17 protein-coding genes are annotated in these 15,908 nt (G+C 61.7%); 10 read left to right on the forward strand and 7 right to left on the reverse strand.

Annotated elements, in window-relative coordinates; translation table 11 throughout:
- Window positions 1–281: 281 nt before the first annotated feature.
- Window positions 282–2,732 (reverse strand): penicillin acylase family protein, encoded by a 2,451-nt coding sequence (locus ACWNZ1_RS27970; RefSeq protein ID WP_256452270.1) that lies wholly within the window; start codon window positions 2,730–2,732, stop codon window positions 282–284.
- Window positions 2,733–2,944: 212 nt separating this feature from the next.
- On the opposite strand from ACWNZ1_RS27970, the gene ACWNZ1_RS27975 reads away from it, so the two are divergent.
- A complete protein-coding gene (locus ACWNZ1_RS27975; RefSeq protein ID WP_135844007.1) occupies window positions 2,945–3,502 on the forward strand; it encodes a cysteine hydrolase family protein in 558 nt (185 codons plus the stop codon).
- Between the two features lie 174 nt (window positions 3,503–3,676).
- Here the strand turns inward: ACWNZ1_RS27975 and ACWNZ1_RS27980 are convergent, their stop codons facing one another.
- The 4 genes from ACWNZ1_RS27980 to ACWNZ1_RS27995 form a co-directional block, all read right to left on the reverse strand.
- Window positions 3,677–3,880, reverse strand: coding sequence for an SEC-C metal-binding domain-containing protein (locus tag ACWNZ1_RS27980; RefSeq protein ID WP_034154967.1), 204 nt, complete (start codon window positions 3,878–3,880; stop codon window positions 3,677–3,679).
- A gap of 5 nt (window positions 3,881–3,885) precedes the next feature.
- On the reverse strand, window positions 3,886–4,371 hold the full coding sequence (locus ACWNZ1_RS27985; RefSeq protein WP_135844008.1) for an LEA type 2 family protein: 486 nt from the start codon (window positions 4,369–4,371) through the stop codon (window positions 3,886–3,888).
- 67 nt (window positions 4,372–4,438) lie between these two features.
- A complete protein-coding gene (locus ACWNZ1_RS27990; RefSeq protein WP_135844009.1) occupies window positions 4,439–4,915 on the reverse strand; it encodes a YchJ family protein in 477 nt (158 codons plus the stop codon).
- A 14-nt stretch (window positions 4,916–4,929) separates the two neighbouring features.
- Window positions 4,930–5,427 carry a DUF6231 family protein gene (locus ACWNZ1_RS27995; RefSeq protein WP_135844010.1) on the reverse strand — a complete coding sequence of 166 codons (498 nt, stop codon included), beginning with the start codon at window positions 5,425–5,427 and terminating at the stop codon, window positions 4,930–4,932.
- Between the two features lie 192 nt (window positions 5,428–5,619).
- On the opposite strand from ACWNZ1_RS27995, the gene ACWNZ1_RS28000 reads away from it, so the two are divergent.
- The 4 genes from ACWNZ1_RS28000 (at window position 5,620) to ACWNZ1_RS28015 (ending at window position 8,299) form a co-directional block, all read left to right on the forward strand.
- Complete coding sequence (locus ACWNZ1_RS28000) at window positions 5,620–6,315, forward strand: OmpA family protein (RefSeq protein ID WP_256452271.1); 696 nt, start codon at window positions 5,620–5,622, stop codon at window positions 6,313–6,315.
- A gap of 90 nt (window positions 6,316–6,405) precedes the next feature.
- Entirely contained in the window at window positions 6,406–7,131 is a 726-nt protein-coding gene (locus tag ACWNZ1_RS28005; protein WP_265072776.1) for an OmpA family protein, read from the forward strand.
- 144 nt (window positions 7,132–7,275) lie between these two features.
- A complete protein-coding gene (locus ACWNZ1_RS28010; RefSeq protein ID WP_256452273.1) occupies window positions 7,276–7,548 on the forward strand; it encodes a DUF1145 domain-containing protein in 273 nt (90 codons plus the stop codon).
- Window positions 7,541–8,299, forward strand: coding sequence for a collagen-like protein (locus tag ACWNZ1_RS28015; protein WP_256452274.1), 759 nt, complete (start codon window positions 7,541–7,543; stop codon window positions 8,297–8,299). Before ACWNZ1_RS28010 ends, ACWNZ1_RS28015 begins: the two co-directional genes overlap by 8 nt.
- A gap of 134 nt (window positions 8,300–8,433) precedes the next feature.
- On the opposite strand, the gene ACWNZ1_RS28020 is transcribed toward ACWNZ1_RS28015, so the two are convergent.
- A complete protein-coding gene (locus tag ACWNZ1_RS28020) occupies window positions 8,434–8,898 on the reverse strand; it encodes a CopD family protein (RefSeq protein WP_135844015.1) in 465 nt (154 codons plus the stop codon).
- Window positions 8,899–8,997: 99 nt separating this feature from the next.
- Between ACWNZ1_RS28020 and dinG the strand changes: the two genes are divergently transcribed.
- The 4 genes from dinG to pdxH all read left to right on the forward strand — a co-directional run bounded on the left by dinG (window position 8,998) and on the right by pdxH (window position 14,346).
- Window positions 8,998–11,142 carry an ATP-dependent DNA helicase DinG gene (dinG, locus tag ACWNZ1_RS28025; RefSeq protein WP_135844016.1) on the forward strand — a complete coding sequence of 715 codons (2,145 nt, stop codon included), beginning with the start codon at window positions 8,998–9,000 and terminating at the stop codon, window positions 11,140–11,142.
- A 157-nt stretch (window positions 11,143–11,299) separates the two neighbouring features.
- Complete coding sequence (locus ACWNZ1_RS28030) at window positions 11,300–12,445, forward strand: serine hydrolase domain-containing protein (protein WP_135844017.1); 1,146 nt, start codon at window positions 11,300–11,302, stop codon at window positions 12,443–12,445.
- A 119-nt stretch (window positions 12,446–12,564) separates the two neighbouring features.
- Entirely contained in the window at window positions 12,565–13,674 is a 1,110-nt protein-coding gene (locus tag ACWNZ1_RS28035; RefSeq protein WP_256452275.1) for an OmpA family protein, read from the forward strand.
- A 24-nt stretch (window positions 13,675–13,698) separates the two neighbouring features.
- Entirely contained in the window at window positions 13,699–14,346 is a 648-nt protein-coding gene (pdxH, locus tag ACWNZ1_RS28040; RefSeq protein WP_256452276.1) for a pyridoxamine 5'-phosphate oxidase, read from the forward strand.
- Here pdxH and ACWNZ1_RS28045 read toward each other — a convergent pair.
- Window positions 14,294–14,578 carry a hypothetical protein gene (locus tag ACWNZ1_RS28045; RefSeq protein WP_256452277.1) on the reverse strand — a complete coding sequence of 95 codons (285 nt, stop codon included), beginning with the start codon at window positions 14,576–14,578 and terminating at the stop codon, window positions 14,294–14,296. The genes pdxH and ACWNZ1_RS28045 overlap by 53 nt on opposite strands.
- Window positions 14,579–14,747: 169 nt before the next feature.
- Between ACWNZ1_RS28045 and ACWNZ1_RS28050 the strand changes: the two genes are divergently transcribed.
- Entirely contained in the window at window positions 14,748–15,212 is a 465-nt protein-coding gene (locus ACWNZ1_RS28050; protein ID WP_024776354.1) for an outer membrane lipoprotein, read from the forward strand.
- Window positions 15,213–15,908: the final 696 nt, after the last annotated feature.

Genomic DNA, 15,908 nt, shown 5'->3' on the forward strand with positions numbered 1-15,908 from the left:
TGACGGCATAAAGGTAGCAATTTCCGAACCAGAGTGCCGAACAAGTGTTTTAAAAGCTTCGGCCAGAGGCAGTGGCGCGCGTTGGTGCGCGGGTACGAGCGTACCTCAAAAGATGCACCAGGATGGAGCGGGCTGTGCTTTTGTCATTGCTCTGGCAGGAGGGGATTTATCCCCGTTGGGCTGCGTAGCAGCCCTCAAATCGGGTATCACGGTACACCTGGCGGCGAGGTTCGACCTTTAGGGGCTGCTGCGGGGATCATCCCCTCGCCACAGTGGACGGCCTATTTGCCCGGCACCAGGGTCAACCGTGTCTTGCCATACGCCCGATCAAAGTTCTGCGGCTGCAAGGGCAGGTTCTGATACTGCCCCTTGATCCACGGATCGAGGCCATTGACGTAGTTCGCACTGGCCGGGTTATCGGACTGCCCTGTACCCCCTTGAATCATCAACGGTTCAGGCTGGCCAAAGTCAACGATAAAGCGCATCGCAGGCGCCAGGGTGGTGTTGAAATCCTCGCCCCAGGCGAACGCCGCGGTGTTGAGCGTGGTGGCGTCGCCGCCGGCCGATACCGGTCCGCGCACGATCTGGCCACTGCTGTTTTTCCACGTGTATGGGTGCAGCTTGCCCCATTGCCAGGCCTTGTGATCACCGCCCAACAGGCTGTCGCCGGCGCTGATGGTCGCGGCCAGGCTTCGGGCCAGGATGAGCGCCTTGTCTTCTTTCTGCGGCGTACGCACGTCGTCCCAGAAAGGGCTGTCCTCGCGAGCCAGCAGATGATCGGCCTGGGCCGAGTAGGACAATTGGCCATTGGCAACCAGGGCTTTCCACGCCGGGCTGCTTTGCGGGCCCAACTCGTCGAGGAAAATCTGCTTCATGCTTTCCTGCAGGAACAACTCATAAGTCGCTGCGTCGGCCGAGGTCGGGCTGAGCCGGCCATCGAACGCCATCAGACGGGTATAGGCCTCGCGGGCCTTGGCCCGATCCGCTACCGGCAGGGCTTCGATCGCCAGTTTGAGCGGCTGGGCCATGCCCGGGGCTTCAAAGGCTTTCTTGAGCTTGGTCGCGAAGGTCGTGGTCTGGTCATATTGCATGGCGCTGAGGCTGCGGCTGTCGTGCTTGCCCGCGCCGGCCAGTTCGGCCATGCGCTCGCCACGCTCCGGTGCGGCCCAGGAGTTGGACAACTGCATGCCGTAGCCGTGGGGAATGACCCGCTGGTTGGCGGTGCCGAGCCAGCCTTGGGCCGGGTCCTGGTCGTAGGGGTGCAGCATCGGGTCGGCGTAACCGTCCCAGTCGTAGCGACCGTCCCAGCCTGGCGACGGCAACAGGCCTTCGCCTTCGCGGCGGTTGGGGTAGCGACCGGTGACTTGCCAGCCGATATGGCTGGCGTCGGCAAAGACCATGTTTACCGCCAGGGCAAGGACTTCCCGGCTGGCATCCGAGGCTTTCTCGACGTTCTGCGCGCGGGACAGGTCGAAGAGTGCGTCCAGGGTTTTGTCGTCGGCAAAGCTTGGCGTCTGCAACGCCAGACCAAAACCGTTGGCCATGGCCGGGCCTTGGGCGCTGTTGAGCAGCGGACCATGACGGGTTTCGAACACCGCTTCACGAATTGGTCGCTGACCTTTGATGAAGTAGGTTTCGTTACGCACCATCACTGGCTGCCATTTGCCGTTGACCTCGTAGGACAGGCCATTGCCCTGGCGACGGATTTTTTCCAGGAACAGGTCCTGGTTGTCGCCCAGTACGCTGGTCATGCTCCAGGCCACTTTGCCGTTGAAGCCCGCCAGAATCATCGGAATGCCCGCCACGGAAACCCCGGCCGCCTGGTACTTGGGGGCACGGATCTGCACAGGAACCCACAGCGACGAGGTGCTCAATGGCCCATGGCCGTCGCTGGCCAGCAGGCTCTTGCCGTTGCGGCTGCGTTGCGGCGCGATGGCCCAGTTGCTCGAAGATGCCCCGTTCAACAGGTTCAGTTCAGTCAACTGGCCGGTGGCCTTGCTGATTTCGTTCAGGCCCGGGACTTGACCGTTGAGCCGAATACCCTGGAGCTTGTCGGCCTCTGCCATGGGCAGTTGTTCATCCGGATAGGACGGGCTTAGCCAGGCGAGTTTGTCATGGGTGACCGTCTGGGCCAGCACCAGGTTGGCGATTTCTTCCGGCAGGTTGGCCGATTGGCTGAAATTCAGCAGGCAGAACATCAGCGCCGAATCTTCCGGTTTCCAGTATTCGGGTTTGTAGCCGGTAGCAGCCAGGTCCGATGGCAACTTGTCGCGGTATCGGAACAGATAGGCGTTGACGCCGCGGGCATAGACTTCGAAGAAGCGCTTGAGCCGTGGAGAAGAGGCCTTGTACAGCTCATCGGCGTTTTTCTTCAGGTTGACTGCACGCATGTAGCGGTCGACGTCCAGCCGTTCGGCACCGGACATTTCCGCCAATCGCCCCTGGGCCAGCAGGCGCAAGGTCACCATCTGGGTGATACGGTCGCTGGCATGGACGTAGCCAAGGGTGAACAGGGCGTCATGGAAGCTATTGCTCTCGATCAACGGCATGCCCATGGCATTGCGTCGAACCGAGACGTTCTGCGCCAACCCCTTGAGCGGTTGCACGCCGGAAGTGGGCGCAACAGTGTCCTGGGTGTTCCAGGCCTGACAACCGCTCAAACCGAGCACACTGGCCACTGCGGCGGCAACGCCGAGCCGGGGAATAAAAGAAATAGAGGCTGGCGAGGCCATGGCAAAGCTCCTGCGGGAGGGGGGTGGCAGCAATAAAGGCGCTACGTTAGTGAGCAGGAGGGGGCCGCGCAAGCGGGGGCGAGGGTTATTTGTGGATTTGGCGATGAAACCGACAAATTAAGTCTTGGCCCTGTTTTGTTCGAAGGCTTGCCTGTAGGAAGAGGGGATGCTCAAGTGTGGCAAATCCAATGAACGAGCATGAGAAAACTGGCATGGAGCTTCAGGAAAACGCAGCGTTGATCCTCATCGATCAACAAAAAGGCATCCTTCACCCCAGGCTTGGCCCCCGCAACAACCCCGAGGCGGAGCTGCGCATGCTGGAATTGCTGGCTTTTTGGCGACATACGGCGCGACCGGTGATTCATGTCCATCACCTGTCCCGCTCGCCGGACTCGGTGTTTTGGCCGGGGCAGTCGGGGGTGGAAGTTCAGCCGCGGTTCGAACCGGTGGCTGGGGAGTGGTTGGTTCAAAAGCAGGTGCCGGATGCGTTCAGTGGCACCCGTCTGGAGGAAGACCTGCGCAAGGCCGGGATCGGGCAAGTGGTGATCGTCGGCGTGGCGACGCACAACTCGGTGGAGTCCACGGCGCGTACGGCCGGCAACCTGGGATTCGACACCTGGGTGGCCGAGGACGCCTGCTTTACCTTCGACAAGGCCGATTATTTCGGCAATGCCCGTTCGGCCAGCGAGGTGCATGCCATGTCCCTGGGCAACTTGCACGGCGAGTATGCGACGGTGGTCAGTGTGAAGCGGATTCTGGAGGCGGGCTGATAGATAGGTACTAACAGCGCCGGCCTCATCGTCGGATCGCCGCCTGGAGCAAGCTCGCTCCCACATTTTGATTCTGCGACGATCATTAGAGATCGCTTTACCGCAATTCCCCTGTGGGAGCGAGCTTGCTCGCAATGACGCTCTAGCAGGCGAAAAAAATTTCCACCCGAACCCTCAAGCCCCGTGGCACTTCTTGAATTTCTTGCCATTGCCGCATGGGCAAGGGTCGTTGCGGCCGACATCCTTCAGGGCGTTGCGCACTGGTTCCTGGTGGGCGTGGCCGCAGTTCGGACCGTGGACGTGGCCGTGGTCATGTTCGTGGTGATGGTCATGATCGTGGTTGCAATCAGGGCCGTGAACGTGGGGTTGCTGGGTCATCGGGGTTACTCCGCAATAAAATCGGCGGCGATTATCACGCCATTGCGCTTCAGGTGCACGTAGTGAGCGATGAATATCCCGGTTTCCAGCTCACCTTCCAGACGATAGGGGATCTGCTCCCGGGGTTTTTCGAGCAATTTCACCACGTCCCGCACCTGCGGCCACAGGTTGGTGCGGATCGGCACCTTGAAATAGCCGCTGTGTCGTGGGGCCACGGTGAACCAATGTTCATGTTCGCCTTCGGTGAGCAGCAAATCACCCAGATGGATGCGGTACGTCAGGCCGCGCACGGTCAGGTCGCTGTCGGCGGGGTTGTCGACACGAAAGTGCAGCATGAATTTCTGTTCCAGCAGCCGGGCCCGCACCACCTCGACCTTGACCAGGTGCACCTGCGGCTCGGGAGCCTCGTCACCTCGCCAGGACGCGCAACTGCCAAGCCCGACGAACAGCAGCAGGCACGTGATGCGTAGCAAGTGTGATGAGTAGGTCATATCCACGCCTCTGGTTCATTCCAGTCTAGCCCCTAGAGGAGGGAGCAAGCGTCGGACGTTTCCGAAATCAACGAGCGAAGTAGCCTGCACAGCACTTCTTGAATTTTTGCCCGCTGCCGCACGGGCAACTGTCGTTGCGGCCCGTCTTGACGGGCACGGTGGGGTCGATGAAGTACCAGCGGCCGTCATTCTGTACGAACGAGGACTGTTCGCGGTGACTGTGTTCGCCCTGACCGTCGTGCCAGCGCGCCGTGAAGGTGACGAAGGCATGTTCTGGTTGGCCTCCGAACACTTCGCTGCTTTCCACCTCCAGCCCCAGCCAGGTGCTGTTGGCGCTCCACTCGCTGATGGACGGGCGGTCAAGGCCATCCTGCTGGGCGGGGAGGGTAGTGGCCACCAGGTAATCCACCAGCCCCAGCACGTAGGCGCTATAGCGTGAGCGCATCAAGGCTTCGGCGCAAGGCGCCGGGTGACCGTCGTGGTAATGGCCACAGCAGGCGTCCAATGGGTTGCCACTGCCGCAGGGGCAAATGGTTGTGTTCATGCTTGTGTTCACGGCTACCACCAGTATTTTCCAAAATTTTCCGGGTTAGCCCAAAAACGTGAGTTGAGCCAGTCGGGGACTTGTTTGTATTCAAGCAGATCGTAGGTAAACAGGGTCAGCACCTGCTCCTCGCGCTGGAATCGCTCGCTGGCTTGCAGGGCCAGGGAGAAAAAGTCCGTCTCTTGCCAGCCGCAGGCGTTGAGGTCCGCCAACACGGCGATACGGCTGGCGTTGAGATTGCGGATACCACCCAACAGATTCAGACCGTCGCGCTTGGGCAAATGCTCCAGGCAATCGAGCGCCAGGGCCAGGTCAAAACGCCGCGCCGCCACGTCCGTTGGCAAGGCGCCGGGGGCGGCATGGACCACTTCGGTGTCGGGATGCGCCTGCTGGAACGCCTCGAGTGCGGGAAAGCTGCTCGCACCGATCAACAGCAGTTTTTGCGGGGCGTAACGATCAAGCACGGCGGCCAGCGCTTGCTGGGGCGTACGCGTAGAAATGGCAACGGTCATCGAAGTTCCTCAGTCAGAACCACCACGATAGCCTGCCCGGACATCATGGCCTAGAGCGGTTTGCGCCTAAACGTGCCGAACTGCCGTAAACACGGGGCGAAACCCGGGATTGCTTGAGGCTGGCGCAGATCCGAACTCGGGTCTTTACTCCCCTGAATCGGCGCAACGCCGATCCCTCAAGGAGAAAACCCGATGAGCATAGTTCGGACAGCGTTACCCCTGGTTCTGCTAACCAGTGTGTTGACTGGTTGCGCAGGTTTGCAGAAAACCGACTGGCCGACCTGTGCGGCCGTCGGCGGCGTAATCGGCGCGGGATTGGGCGCCACCGAAAGTACTGCCTGGGCCGGCGGCGGTGCGTTGTTCGTCGGCGGCATGGCGGCGGCCTATTGCTGGGTGCACGGTGACGGCGATGAAGATGGCGATGGTGTGCCAGACAGCCGTGACAAGTGCCCGGGCACGCCAAAGGGCGTGCAGGTCGATGCTGACGGCTGCCCGCCACCCGCCCCGGCGCCGATGGCTGCAGAGGCCGTGGTGGTCCAGGAAGAAACCATCGTGATCCGCGATGTGCACTTCGAGTTCAACAAAGCCACGTTGACCCCCGCCGATAAAGATGTGCTGAGCACCGTTGCGACCCGGCTGAAACAGGAAACATCCACCACGCAGTTGCGGGTCACCGGCCACACCGACAGTGTCGGCAGCGATGCCTACAACCAACGGTTGTCCGAGAAACGGGCCAATTCGGTGGTGCACTACCTGGTCGAGCAAGGTGTACCTCGCGCCAGCTTTGTCTCGGTGTCCGGCGCCGGTGAGAGCCAGCCGGTGGCCGACAACAAAACCGCCGATGGTCGCGCGCTGAACCGCCGCACGGAAATCCGGATAAATCGCTGAAACCCTTGTCATCCGCGGCTTGTACAGTCGCGGATGCGGGTCTTTACTCCTGTGTGACCGGTATGGGCCGGTGACACAGGAGCATTCACTATGAACGTTCTAATCAGGGCTGCCTTACCGGTGCTGCTGGCGAGCAGCCTGTTGTCCGGTTGTGCCACCCACAGCGATGGCAGCGCACCGCTTAATCAACGCACCTGGCCAATCTGCAGCCTGATTGGCGGCCTTGTCGGCGGCGGCCTGGGCGCCATTGAAAGCAGTGGCTGGGCCGCTGGCGGCGCCGCTTTGGGGCTGCTGGGCGGTGGCTTGATCTGCTACGCCCAGGATGGTGATGAAGACGACGATGGCGTATTCGACCGCCGCGACCGTTGTCCCGATACGCCGGCCAATACCCCCGTCGAACATCACGGTTGCCCGTTGCCCCAATACCCGGCCAGCGCCCCACCGGTCGAACCTCAAGCACCCGCGAGCGAAGTCATCACCCTCAACGATGCCGGCAAGGTGCTGTTCGATTTCGACAAATCCGATCTCACCGCCGCGGCTCGAAGCCAGCTCGATGGGCTGCTGGGCAAATTGAGTCATGCCAATGTCGCCAGTATCCGGGTGGTCGGCCATACCGACAGCGTGGGTACCGATGCCTACAATCAGGCGTTGTCCGAGCGGCGCGCCAGCAGCGTCGTGGAGTATCTGCTGACCCAGGGGCTGGCCCCGGACAAACTCACCAGCGAAGGCAAGGGTGAAAGCGAGCCGGTGGCCGACAACGAGACCGATGACGCAAGGGCGCAGAACCGTCGGGTTGAACTGCATATTCAGCGTTGAGCCCCGAGCCAGAGCCGTCGGATCGCGAGGCGTGCGGTTCGGCGGTCACTGGTCGGCGGTAAATTAAATTTGCCTTTGCCTCTGGCTTATCCTGCGCGCAAGCCGTTACTGTGCGGCCAAAGAATAATACTCATCGGGGGGCGTATGAAGGTGATTTGGGGGCTGGGGCGCTTGTTGACCCTGCTGTTCTGGCTGGTGGTGCTGGTCAACCTGATCATACCGTTCGTCCATCCGCTGCATCTGCTGGTCAACTTCGCCGGGGCGCTGCTGCTGGCGGTGCATTTGCTGGAGCTTTTGTTATTCGGGGCCAGCTTCCGTGGCCGACCCTCGCCTGGCCGCGATCGCCTCAGGGTACTGCTGTTTGGCATCTTCCACCTGCAAACCCTCCCGACCGCGCCCGAGGCTTCCCATGCGTAAATTGTGTCTGCTCGTCGCATTCGTCTGCCCGTGGGCTTCGGCTCAAGTGCTCCAGGTAGAAAGCCATTCGCTCATGCGCCTGCCCAATACCACCAGCAGCCTGACCCTGGAGCGGCTGGATGTGGCCGATTACGGCACCTTGCTGGTGCCTTCCAACGTCACTGAATTGTCCATCGGCCAGTTGCACCTGGGGCGCGAGGCGCGGATCGCCATCGTGCCTGCGCAACAGGCTTTGGAGATGAAGGTTGTCCAGGCTGAATTGGCCGACGGCAGCCAGATCACTGCCCGTGGTGCACCGGGTACCTATACCAGGGCGGCCCGGCCGGGGCGCAATCTGAACTTGCGTTTCAATGCCTTGAAGGCGCCGCTGTTTTCAGTGGATGCCCGTGGTGGTGCTGGCGCCCCAGGGTTTGTGGGCCTCGACGGGGCCAACGGCCAGGCTCCGGGTTGCACCTGGGGCTCAGCCGGTCGCGGTGCTGACGGCAGTAATGGCGGCGACGGGCAACCGGGTGCGGCCGGGGCGCTGGTGCGCCTCGAACTGCCCCGCGAGTATCCCGCCGAACAGATCAAGGTGGCGGTGGACGGCGGGGCCGGTGGCGCGGCGGGTCCGGGTGGCAAGCCTGGGGTCGGGGGCAAGGCCAAGGGTTGCCTGGTCTATACCGCTGACGGTGGCAAAAGCGGTCGCCCTGGTGCCGATGGCCAGCCAGGGCCTGCCGGCGCGGCGGGAGCGGTGACGGTGCAGCGGTTCTAAGCGTAGACGGACCCTAGTGTGGGAGCGGGGTTGCTCGCGAAGAGGGTGTGTCAGGTTAATCAATGTTGACTGATCCACCGCTTTCGCGAGCAAGCCCGCTCCCACAGGTTCTGTGTGATACCTGAAGAGTTTCTTCAGAGCATCGGCCGCGCCGCACCAATCGCTACCACCAGCAGCCCGATCAGCAAATTGATCCCCACCAGTTTGCGAATCTTCCCCAGCACCGCCGCACCCGCCGGCCAGTCCTGCGAAGCCACAGCGCTACGCAACGAAGGCAGTTGCAAGCCTTGGATACGGATAAACAGCGCGGTCATCACCACATACAAGCCCATCATCACCTGCACATAGCGCGGTGCGGTTTCGAAGCCGGCGAAGCGCATGTGGATCAGGCCCACACCGCTGATCGGCAAAAGTATCACCGCCACCCAGACCCAAATGAAAAAACGCTGAAACACTTCTACCCACAACTTGAGCCGGGCAGGGCCTTCAAGGGCCGTCATTGCGGCGGGACGCAGGATCATCCAGGCGAAGAACATGCCGCCGACCCAGACCAGGGCCGCCAGTAAATGCAGGGTGTAGACAAGGGCAAAGGGTGTCATTGGGTTACTCCGTTCTGCGCAGGATTCATTAGCGGGGTATGATAGCCGCCGATCCGAACCACTGAAAATTTATCCAGCGTTTTTAGCGCCCGAACATTCATGATCAGCACCGAACTCAAAACCACGATCCAGGGCGCCTATTCGCGTTTTCTCGAAGCCAAGAGCCTCAAGCCGCGATATGGCCAGCGCCTGATGATTGCCGAAGTGGCAAAAGTCCTGGGCGACATCGACACCGACGACGAAGGCCGGCGCAGTGGCGAGCCCGCCGTGGTGGCGGTGGAGGCCGGCACCGGTACCGGCAAGACCGTGGCCTACAGCCTGGCGGCGATCCCTACTGCCAAGGCCGCCGGCAAGCGCCTGGTGATCGCCACGGCCACGATCGCCCTGCAGGAGCAGATCGTGTTCAAGGACTTGCCTGACCTGATGCGCAACAGCGGGCTGAATTTCACTTTCTCCCTGGCCAAGGGCCGTGGGCGCTACATGTGCCTGTCCAAGCTCGACATGTTGCTGCAGGAAGGCCAGGCGCAGACCGCCACCGCCCAGCTGTTCGAGGAAGAAGGCTTCAAGATCGAAGTCGATGAGGCCAGCCAGAAGCTGTTCACCAGCATGATCGAGAAGCTGGCCGGCAATAAGTGGGACGGCGACCGCGACAGCTGGTCCACGGCCCTGGAAGACGCCGACTGGTCGCGCTTGACCACCGATCACAGCCAGTGCACCAACCGTCATTGCCCGAACTTCGGCCAGTGCGCCTTCTACAAGGCTCGCGAAGGCATGGGCAAGGTTGACGTGATCGTCACCAACCACGATATGGTGCTGGCCGACCTGGCTTTGGGCGGTGGCGCAGTGCTGCCGGACCCGCGTGACACGATCTACGTGTTTGATGAAGGCCATCACCTGCCGGACAAGGCCATCGGCCATTTCGCCCATTACACCCGCCTGCGGTCCACCGCCGACTGGCTGGAAACCACCGCCAAGAACCTCACCAAGCTGCTGGCCCAGCATCCGTTGCCGGGTGACCTGGGCAAGTTCATCGAGCAAGTGCCGGAGCTGGCGCGGGAAATCAAGACGAACCAGCAGTTCATGTTCACCGCTTGCGAGCAAGTGGCCGATTTCAAGCCTGGCGAAGACGTCGAGGGCCGCGAGCGGCCGCGCCATCGTTTTGTTGGCGGGGTGATTCCTGAGCACATGCGCGAAATGGGCATCGAGCTCAAGAAGGGTTTTGCCCGCTTGACCGATCTGTTCACCCGCCTGACCGACCTGCTCAAGGAAGGCATGGATGGCGAGGTCAATATCGGTATCGCCAGCAACCAGGCCGAGGAATGGTATCCGCTGTTTGGCAGTTTGTTGTCCCGCTCCCAGGGCAATTGGGAGTTGTGGACGGCCTTCACCGCCGAGGACCCGGAAGACAATCCGCCAATGGCGCGTTGGTTGACCCTGGCCGAGAGCGGTTCGTTGTTCGACATCGAGGTCAATGCCAGCCCGATCCTGGCCGCGGAAATGCTGCGCCGCAACTTGTGGAACGTAGCCTACGGTGCCTTGGTGACGTCCGCGACGTTGACCGCCCTGGGCACGTTCGACCGTTTTCGCATGCGCGCCGGCTTGCCGAAGAAAGCCGTGACCGCCGTGGTCCCGAGCCCGTTCCATCACGCCGATGCCGGGGTGCTGCGGGTGCCGGACCTCAAGGCCGACCCACGGGACGCCGCCGCCCACACCGCCGCGATCATCCGCGATCTGCCGCAATTGGTGGAAGGTTCACGGGGTACCCTGGTGCTGTTTTCCTCGCGCAAACAGATGCAGGACGTGTTCGATGGCCTCGACCGTGACTGGCGCAAACAGGTGTTCATCCAGGGCAACCTGTCAAAACAGGAAACCCTGAACAAGCACAAGGCGCGAGTCGACGGCGGGGATTCCAGCGTGCTGTTCGGCCTGGCGAGTTTTGCCGAAGGCGTGGACTTGCCCGGTGCCTATTGTGAGCACGTGGTGATCGCCAAGATCCCGTTCTCGGTCCCGGACGACCCGGTGGAAGCTGCGCTGGCCGAGTGGATCGAAGCCCGTGGTGGCAACCCCTTCATGGAAATCTCCGTGCCGGACGCCTCGCTGAAACTGGTCCAGGCCTGCGGTCGGTTGCTGCGTACCGAAGAGGATCGCGGCACCATCACCTTGCTCGACCGGCGGCTGGTAACCCAACGCTACGGCAAGGCGATCCTCAACGCGTTGCCGCCGTTTCGGCGGGAGATTTCCTGAGGTCGCTGCGATTGTGTAGCGAAGCCATGTATTTGTGGGAGCAGGCTTGCCACAGGGGGCCAGGCTTAGCCAGCCGTCTCGCGGCGGTTCCCAAAAGCCTGAATGGCTGAAACAATGCCAGTCACTTTAAAAAGTGTTTGTTTCAAAGGAGTTGCGGGTGCAGATTCAAGGCCATTATGAGCTTCAGTTCGAGGCGGTGCGTGAAGCCTTCGCGGCGCTGTTCGATGATCCTCAAGAGCGCGGCGCGGCGTTGTGCATTCAAGTCGGTGGCCGAACCGTCATCGATCTGTGGGCCGGGACCGCCGACAAGGATGGCAGCGAGGCCTGGCACAGCGACACCATCGCCAATCTGTTTTCCTGCACCAAGACGTTCACCGCCGTCACCGCCCTGCAATTGGTGGCCGAGGGCAAGTTGCAACTGGATGCCCCGGTCGCCCGATATTGGCCTGAGTTTGCCGCAGCCGGCAAGCAATCCATCACCCTGCGCCAGTTGCTCTGTCATCAGGCCGGGTTACCGGCGCTGCATGAGCTGTTGGCGCCCGAAGCGCTCTATGACTGGCAGACCATGGTCAATGCCCTGGCCGCTGAAACACCCTGGTGGACACCGGGCGAGGGCCACGGCTACGCCGCGATCACCTACGGCTGGCTGGTCGGCGAGTTGCTGCGCAGGGCTGATGGTCGTGGCCCGGGAGAGTCCATCGTGGCCCGCATCGCCAAGCCGTTGGGCCTGGATTTTCACGTTGGCCTGGCCGATGAAGAGTTTCATCGCGTGGCCCACATCGCCCGTGGCAAAGGCAACGTCGGCGATGCGGCGGCCCAGCGCCTGCTGCAGGTGACGATGCGCGAACCCACGGCCATGACCACCCGGGCTTTCACCAACCCGCCGTCGATCATGACCAGCACCAACAAGCCGGAGTGGCGGCGCATGCAGCAGCCGGCGGCCAACGGCCACGGCAACGCCCGCAGCCTGGCGGGGTTCTACGCCGGTCTGTTGGACGGCAGCCTGCTGGAAGGCGAAATGCTCGACGAACTGACTCGTCAGCACAGCCTCGGCGAGGACAAGACACTGTTGACCCGGACCCGTTTCGGCCTGGGTTGCATGCTCGACCAGCCGGATGTACCGAACGCAACCTACGGCCTCGGCCCACGGGCATTCGGCCATCCGGGGGCGGGGGGCTCCATCGGGTTTGCCGATCCGGAACATGATGTGGCTTTCGGTTTCGTGACAAACACCCTCGGGCCTTACGTGTTGATGGACCCGCGCGCGCAGAACCTCGCGAGGGTGCTTGCCACTTGTCTGTAAAACGCCATTGAAGGCAGTGGGCACAGGAACCTCGTGTCCTTTTCAGTTTCCAAGCGTCTGTTTATGTGGCCCGAACATGGTCTTTTGTTTTTTCATTTACATCATTTTGTGGATATCCAATGTCATCGAATAAAACCCTCGCTCTGGCGCTGTGCTTCGCTATCACTGGTTGCGCACAAACACCACAAAATGATGCCGAGGGCGGCAGTAGCTGGTGGCCGTTCGGCTCTTCCGACAAGGTCGCGGCCAAGGAAACGACACCGGTAGCACCCCTGAAACCGGCCGCCGTCGCCCCGCAAGCCAAGGCCGAGAGCGCTACGCACTGGTGGTGGCCGTTCTCTTCCGATGACGCTGCTGACGTCGCGAAGAAAGATGCCCTCAAGCCTCAAGACAAGCCTGAAGCCAAGGCGCCAACCGTTGCCAAGGCCGAAGCCGAAAGCAACGGCAAGTGGTGGTGGCCGTTCGGCGGCAAGGATCAGGAAACCGCCAAGGCGGTGCCGATGCCCGACCCGAAAGTCACCCAGGCCTGGCTCGACGATTACGAGCCGAAATTGCGTACCGCTATCAAGGACAGCAAGCTTGAACTTGAGCGTCGCGACAATGTGCTGGTGGTAACCGCGCCGGTGGACGGCTCTTTCAACCCGGACCGTCCTGCGATGCTGCTGCCCGTGACCCTCGGCCCGTTCACCCGCGTGGCGAAGATCCTCGAAGCCGACCCGAAGACTGCGGTGCTGGTCCTGGGCCATGCCGACACCTCGGGCGCGGCGCCGGCCAACCTGAAACTCAGCCAGGAACGTGCCCAGTCCGTGGCGGCGATTTTCCGTCTCAGCGGCCTGCAACGTGATCGCCTGATGCTGCGCGGCATGGGCGCGGAAGCCCCCCGTGCGGCCAACGACAGCGTGGAAGGTCGTGCCTTGAACCGTCGCGTGGAATTGCTGGTCACGCCGGCCAACACCATGGTTGCGCTGCTGAGCAAATACAACATGCCTGCCCCTGCGCCGGTGAAAATGGTGGCCGTCCAGGACGTGAAGCCGGCAGTTCCGGCTCCAGCGCCTGTGGTCAAGAAAGCAATCGCTTCGACCACCAAAAAAGCCCCGGCCAAAAAAACCGCTGCCAAGACGCCTGCGAAAAAAGCCCCGGCCAAAGCAACTCCGGCGAAGAAACCCCAGACGACCAAAGCCGCCACCGATACCAAAAAAGTCGCGGCGGCCGATACCCCCAAACAGTGATGGGCTAACCACAAGGAACGCGCCATGACCCAATCGCTGGCTGATATGCGCCGCGACTACACCCGCGACGGCCTGACCGAGGCACAAGCCCCGGCCGAGCCGTTCGCGCTGTTCCACCAATGGTTCGCCGATGCGGTGAAAACCGAGCAGGCCCCGGTGGAGGCCAACGCCATGACCCTGGCGACAGTGGATGCCGACGGACGCCCGCATTGCCGGATCCTGCTGCTCAAAGGGCTGGACGCCCAGGGCTTCACGTTCTTCACCAACTACGACAGTGCCAAGGGCCAGCAGCTGGCAGGCAATCCTTTCGCGGCCATGACGTTTTTCTGGCCGACCCTGGAGCGCCAGGTGCGCATCGAGGGCACAGTGGTGAAGGTCACGGCGCAGGAATCGGACGCCTATTACCAGGTGCGGCCGCTGGGCAGCCGTCTCGGCGCCTGGGCTTCACCCCAGAGTCGGGTGATTGCTGGGCGCGGTGAGCTGGAAGACTTGCTCAAGGCCACGCAACAGCGCTTCAGCGACAATCAACCCCATTGCCCGGAGCACTGGGGCGGCTATCGCTTGCTGCCTGAACGCATCGAATTCTGGCAGGGGCGCGCGAGCCGCCTGCACGACCGCCTCAACTACCGCCTGCAAGGGGCGAACTGGATTCGCGAGCGTCTGGCACCTTAGTCTCGGGATAGTTTGCAGCAGCGGTTTGAAGCCATTGCTGCAGGTCCCGACGCTTGATGCCTTGCTCCTTGGCGCGGACCAGTTGCTGCAGCATGTAGGTTTTTTTCTGCTCATCCCGCCCCGCCAACGACAGTGCCAGGTCGCGGTCCATCCAGCGTTTGATTCGCACGTACAGCCACCAGTGGAAGTACAGACCGGCCACGGTGGTCGCGACGATGATGAAATAATCCATGAAAAATCCCAGGGTGATGACGCAGGTTTCGGAAATTGGCGCTACTGTTTGGTGAATTTTTCGGGTGCGCCTGTATCCCACCTGAATGAAAGCAATTTTATCCCAGCGGGGCCGTGACAGGCGTCAAGCTGCGGAGTTTAATGAATCCCTGTCTTTTGGAGTTGATGCTATGCGTAAGTCTGTTTTGCTGGTTGCTTCCTTTTCCACGATGGCGATGTTGCTCACTGGCTGTCAGTCGAGCCTGACCGGTGACTCCTACTCCCGTGACGAAGCGCGTCGCGTGCAGACGATCCGCATGGGGACCATCGAATCCCTGCGTCCGGTCAAGATCGAAGGCACCAAGACCCCAATCGGCGGTGCGGCCGGTGCAGTGGTCGGTGGTGTAGGCGGCAGCGCGATCGGTGGTGGCCGTGGCAGCATCGTCGCCGCCGTGATCGGCGCCGTGGCGGGTGGCCTGATTGGTTCGGCAACCGAAGAAGGCCTGACCCGCACCCAGGGCGTGGAAATCACCGTTCGCGAAGATGACGGCAGCATGCGTGCCTATGTGCAGCAGGTGCAGGAGAACGAGGTGTTCCGTGTGGGTGAGCGGGTTCGTATCTCCACTGTGGGCGGCACGAGTCGCGTATCGCACTAAGCTGGAATTGCTTTGAAACGGCGCTTTTCCTGGACGGAAGGCGCCGTTTTTTATGGCTTCGTTTCGGGGGGCGGCGTACATATCCGTTTCTTCGGTAACGGCTGCTTATGGTTCCGCTCTTACAGCGGGTCACTTTTGAGAAGCGCAAAAGTAACCAAAACGCTTTTGCCCCACCACTCGGTGCCTCGCCTGGGCTCGGCATGCCTGAACGAAGGCATTGCTCCGTGGAGCCGCCGCGAAGGGCCATCCATGGCCCAGCGCGGCTAACCCGGCATCCATGCCGGGTTGCCCACTGCGCAATGCCTTCGTTCAGCCAGCGTGGTTAATGGGGCGCCCGAGATCAACGTCCACCGCGAGGCGGCCTGATAGCCGACCTGGTTCTGGGTGGGGTCGCGTTTCTCCTGTAGGAGCGAGCTTGCTCGCCATGGAGGTGGTTCAGTCGCATGGATGTTGGGTTTGCCGTGCTAAGGCAACGAAATCCTCTTTCAGGCTCATGGCGTCTCTCGTAGTCCAAGGCATGATGGCTTTCCGGCGAAATTGGCTCGCTGGAAAGTGTCCACCATGTCCCCGCACACCCGTCAACCATGTGTCCGGTCCGTACACACTCTTCAAAAATGAGCCGCCGTAAGGGCCATCCCTTTCAAGGTCTTAGGTAAAATCCCCTGAAGTTTCTATCAGGGATACCAGAACGATGTG

This window comes from Pseudomonas sp. CFBP 5748 (assembly GCF_053850495.1).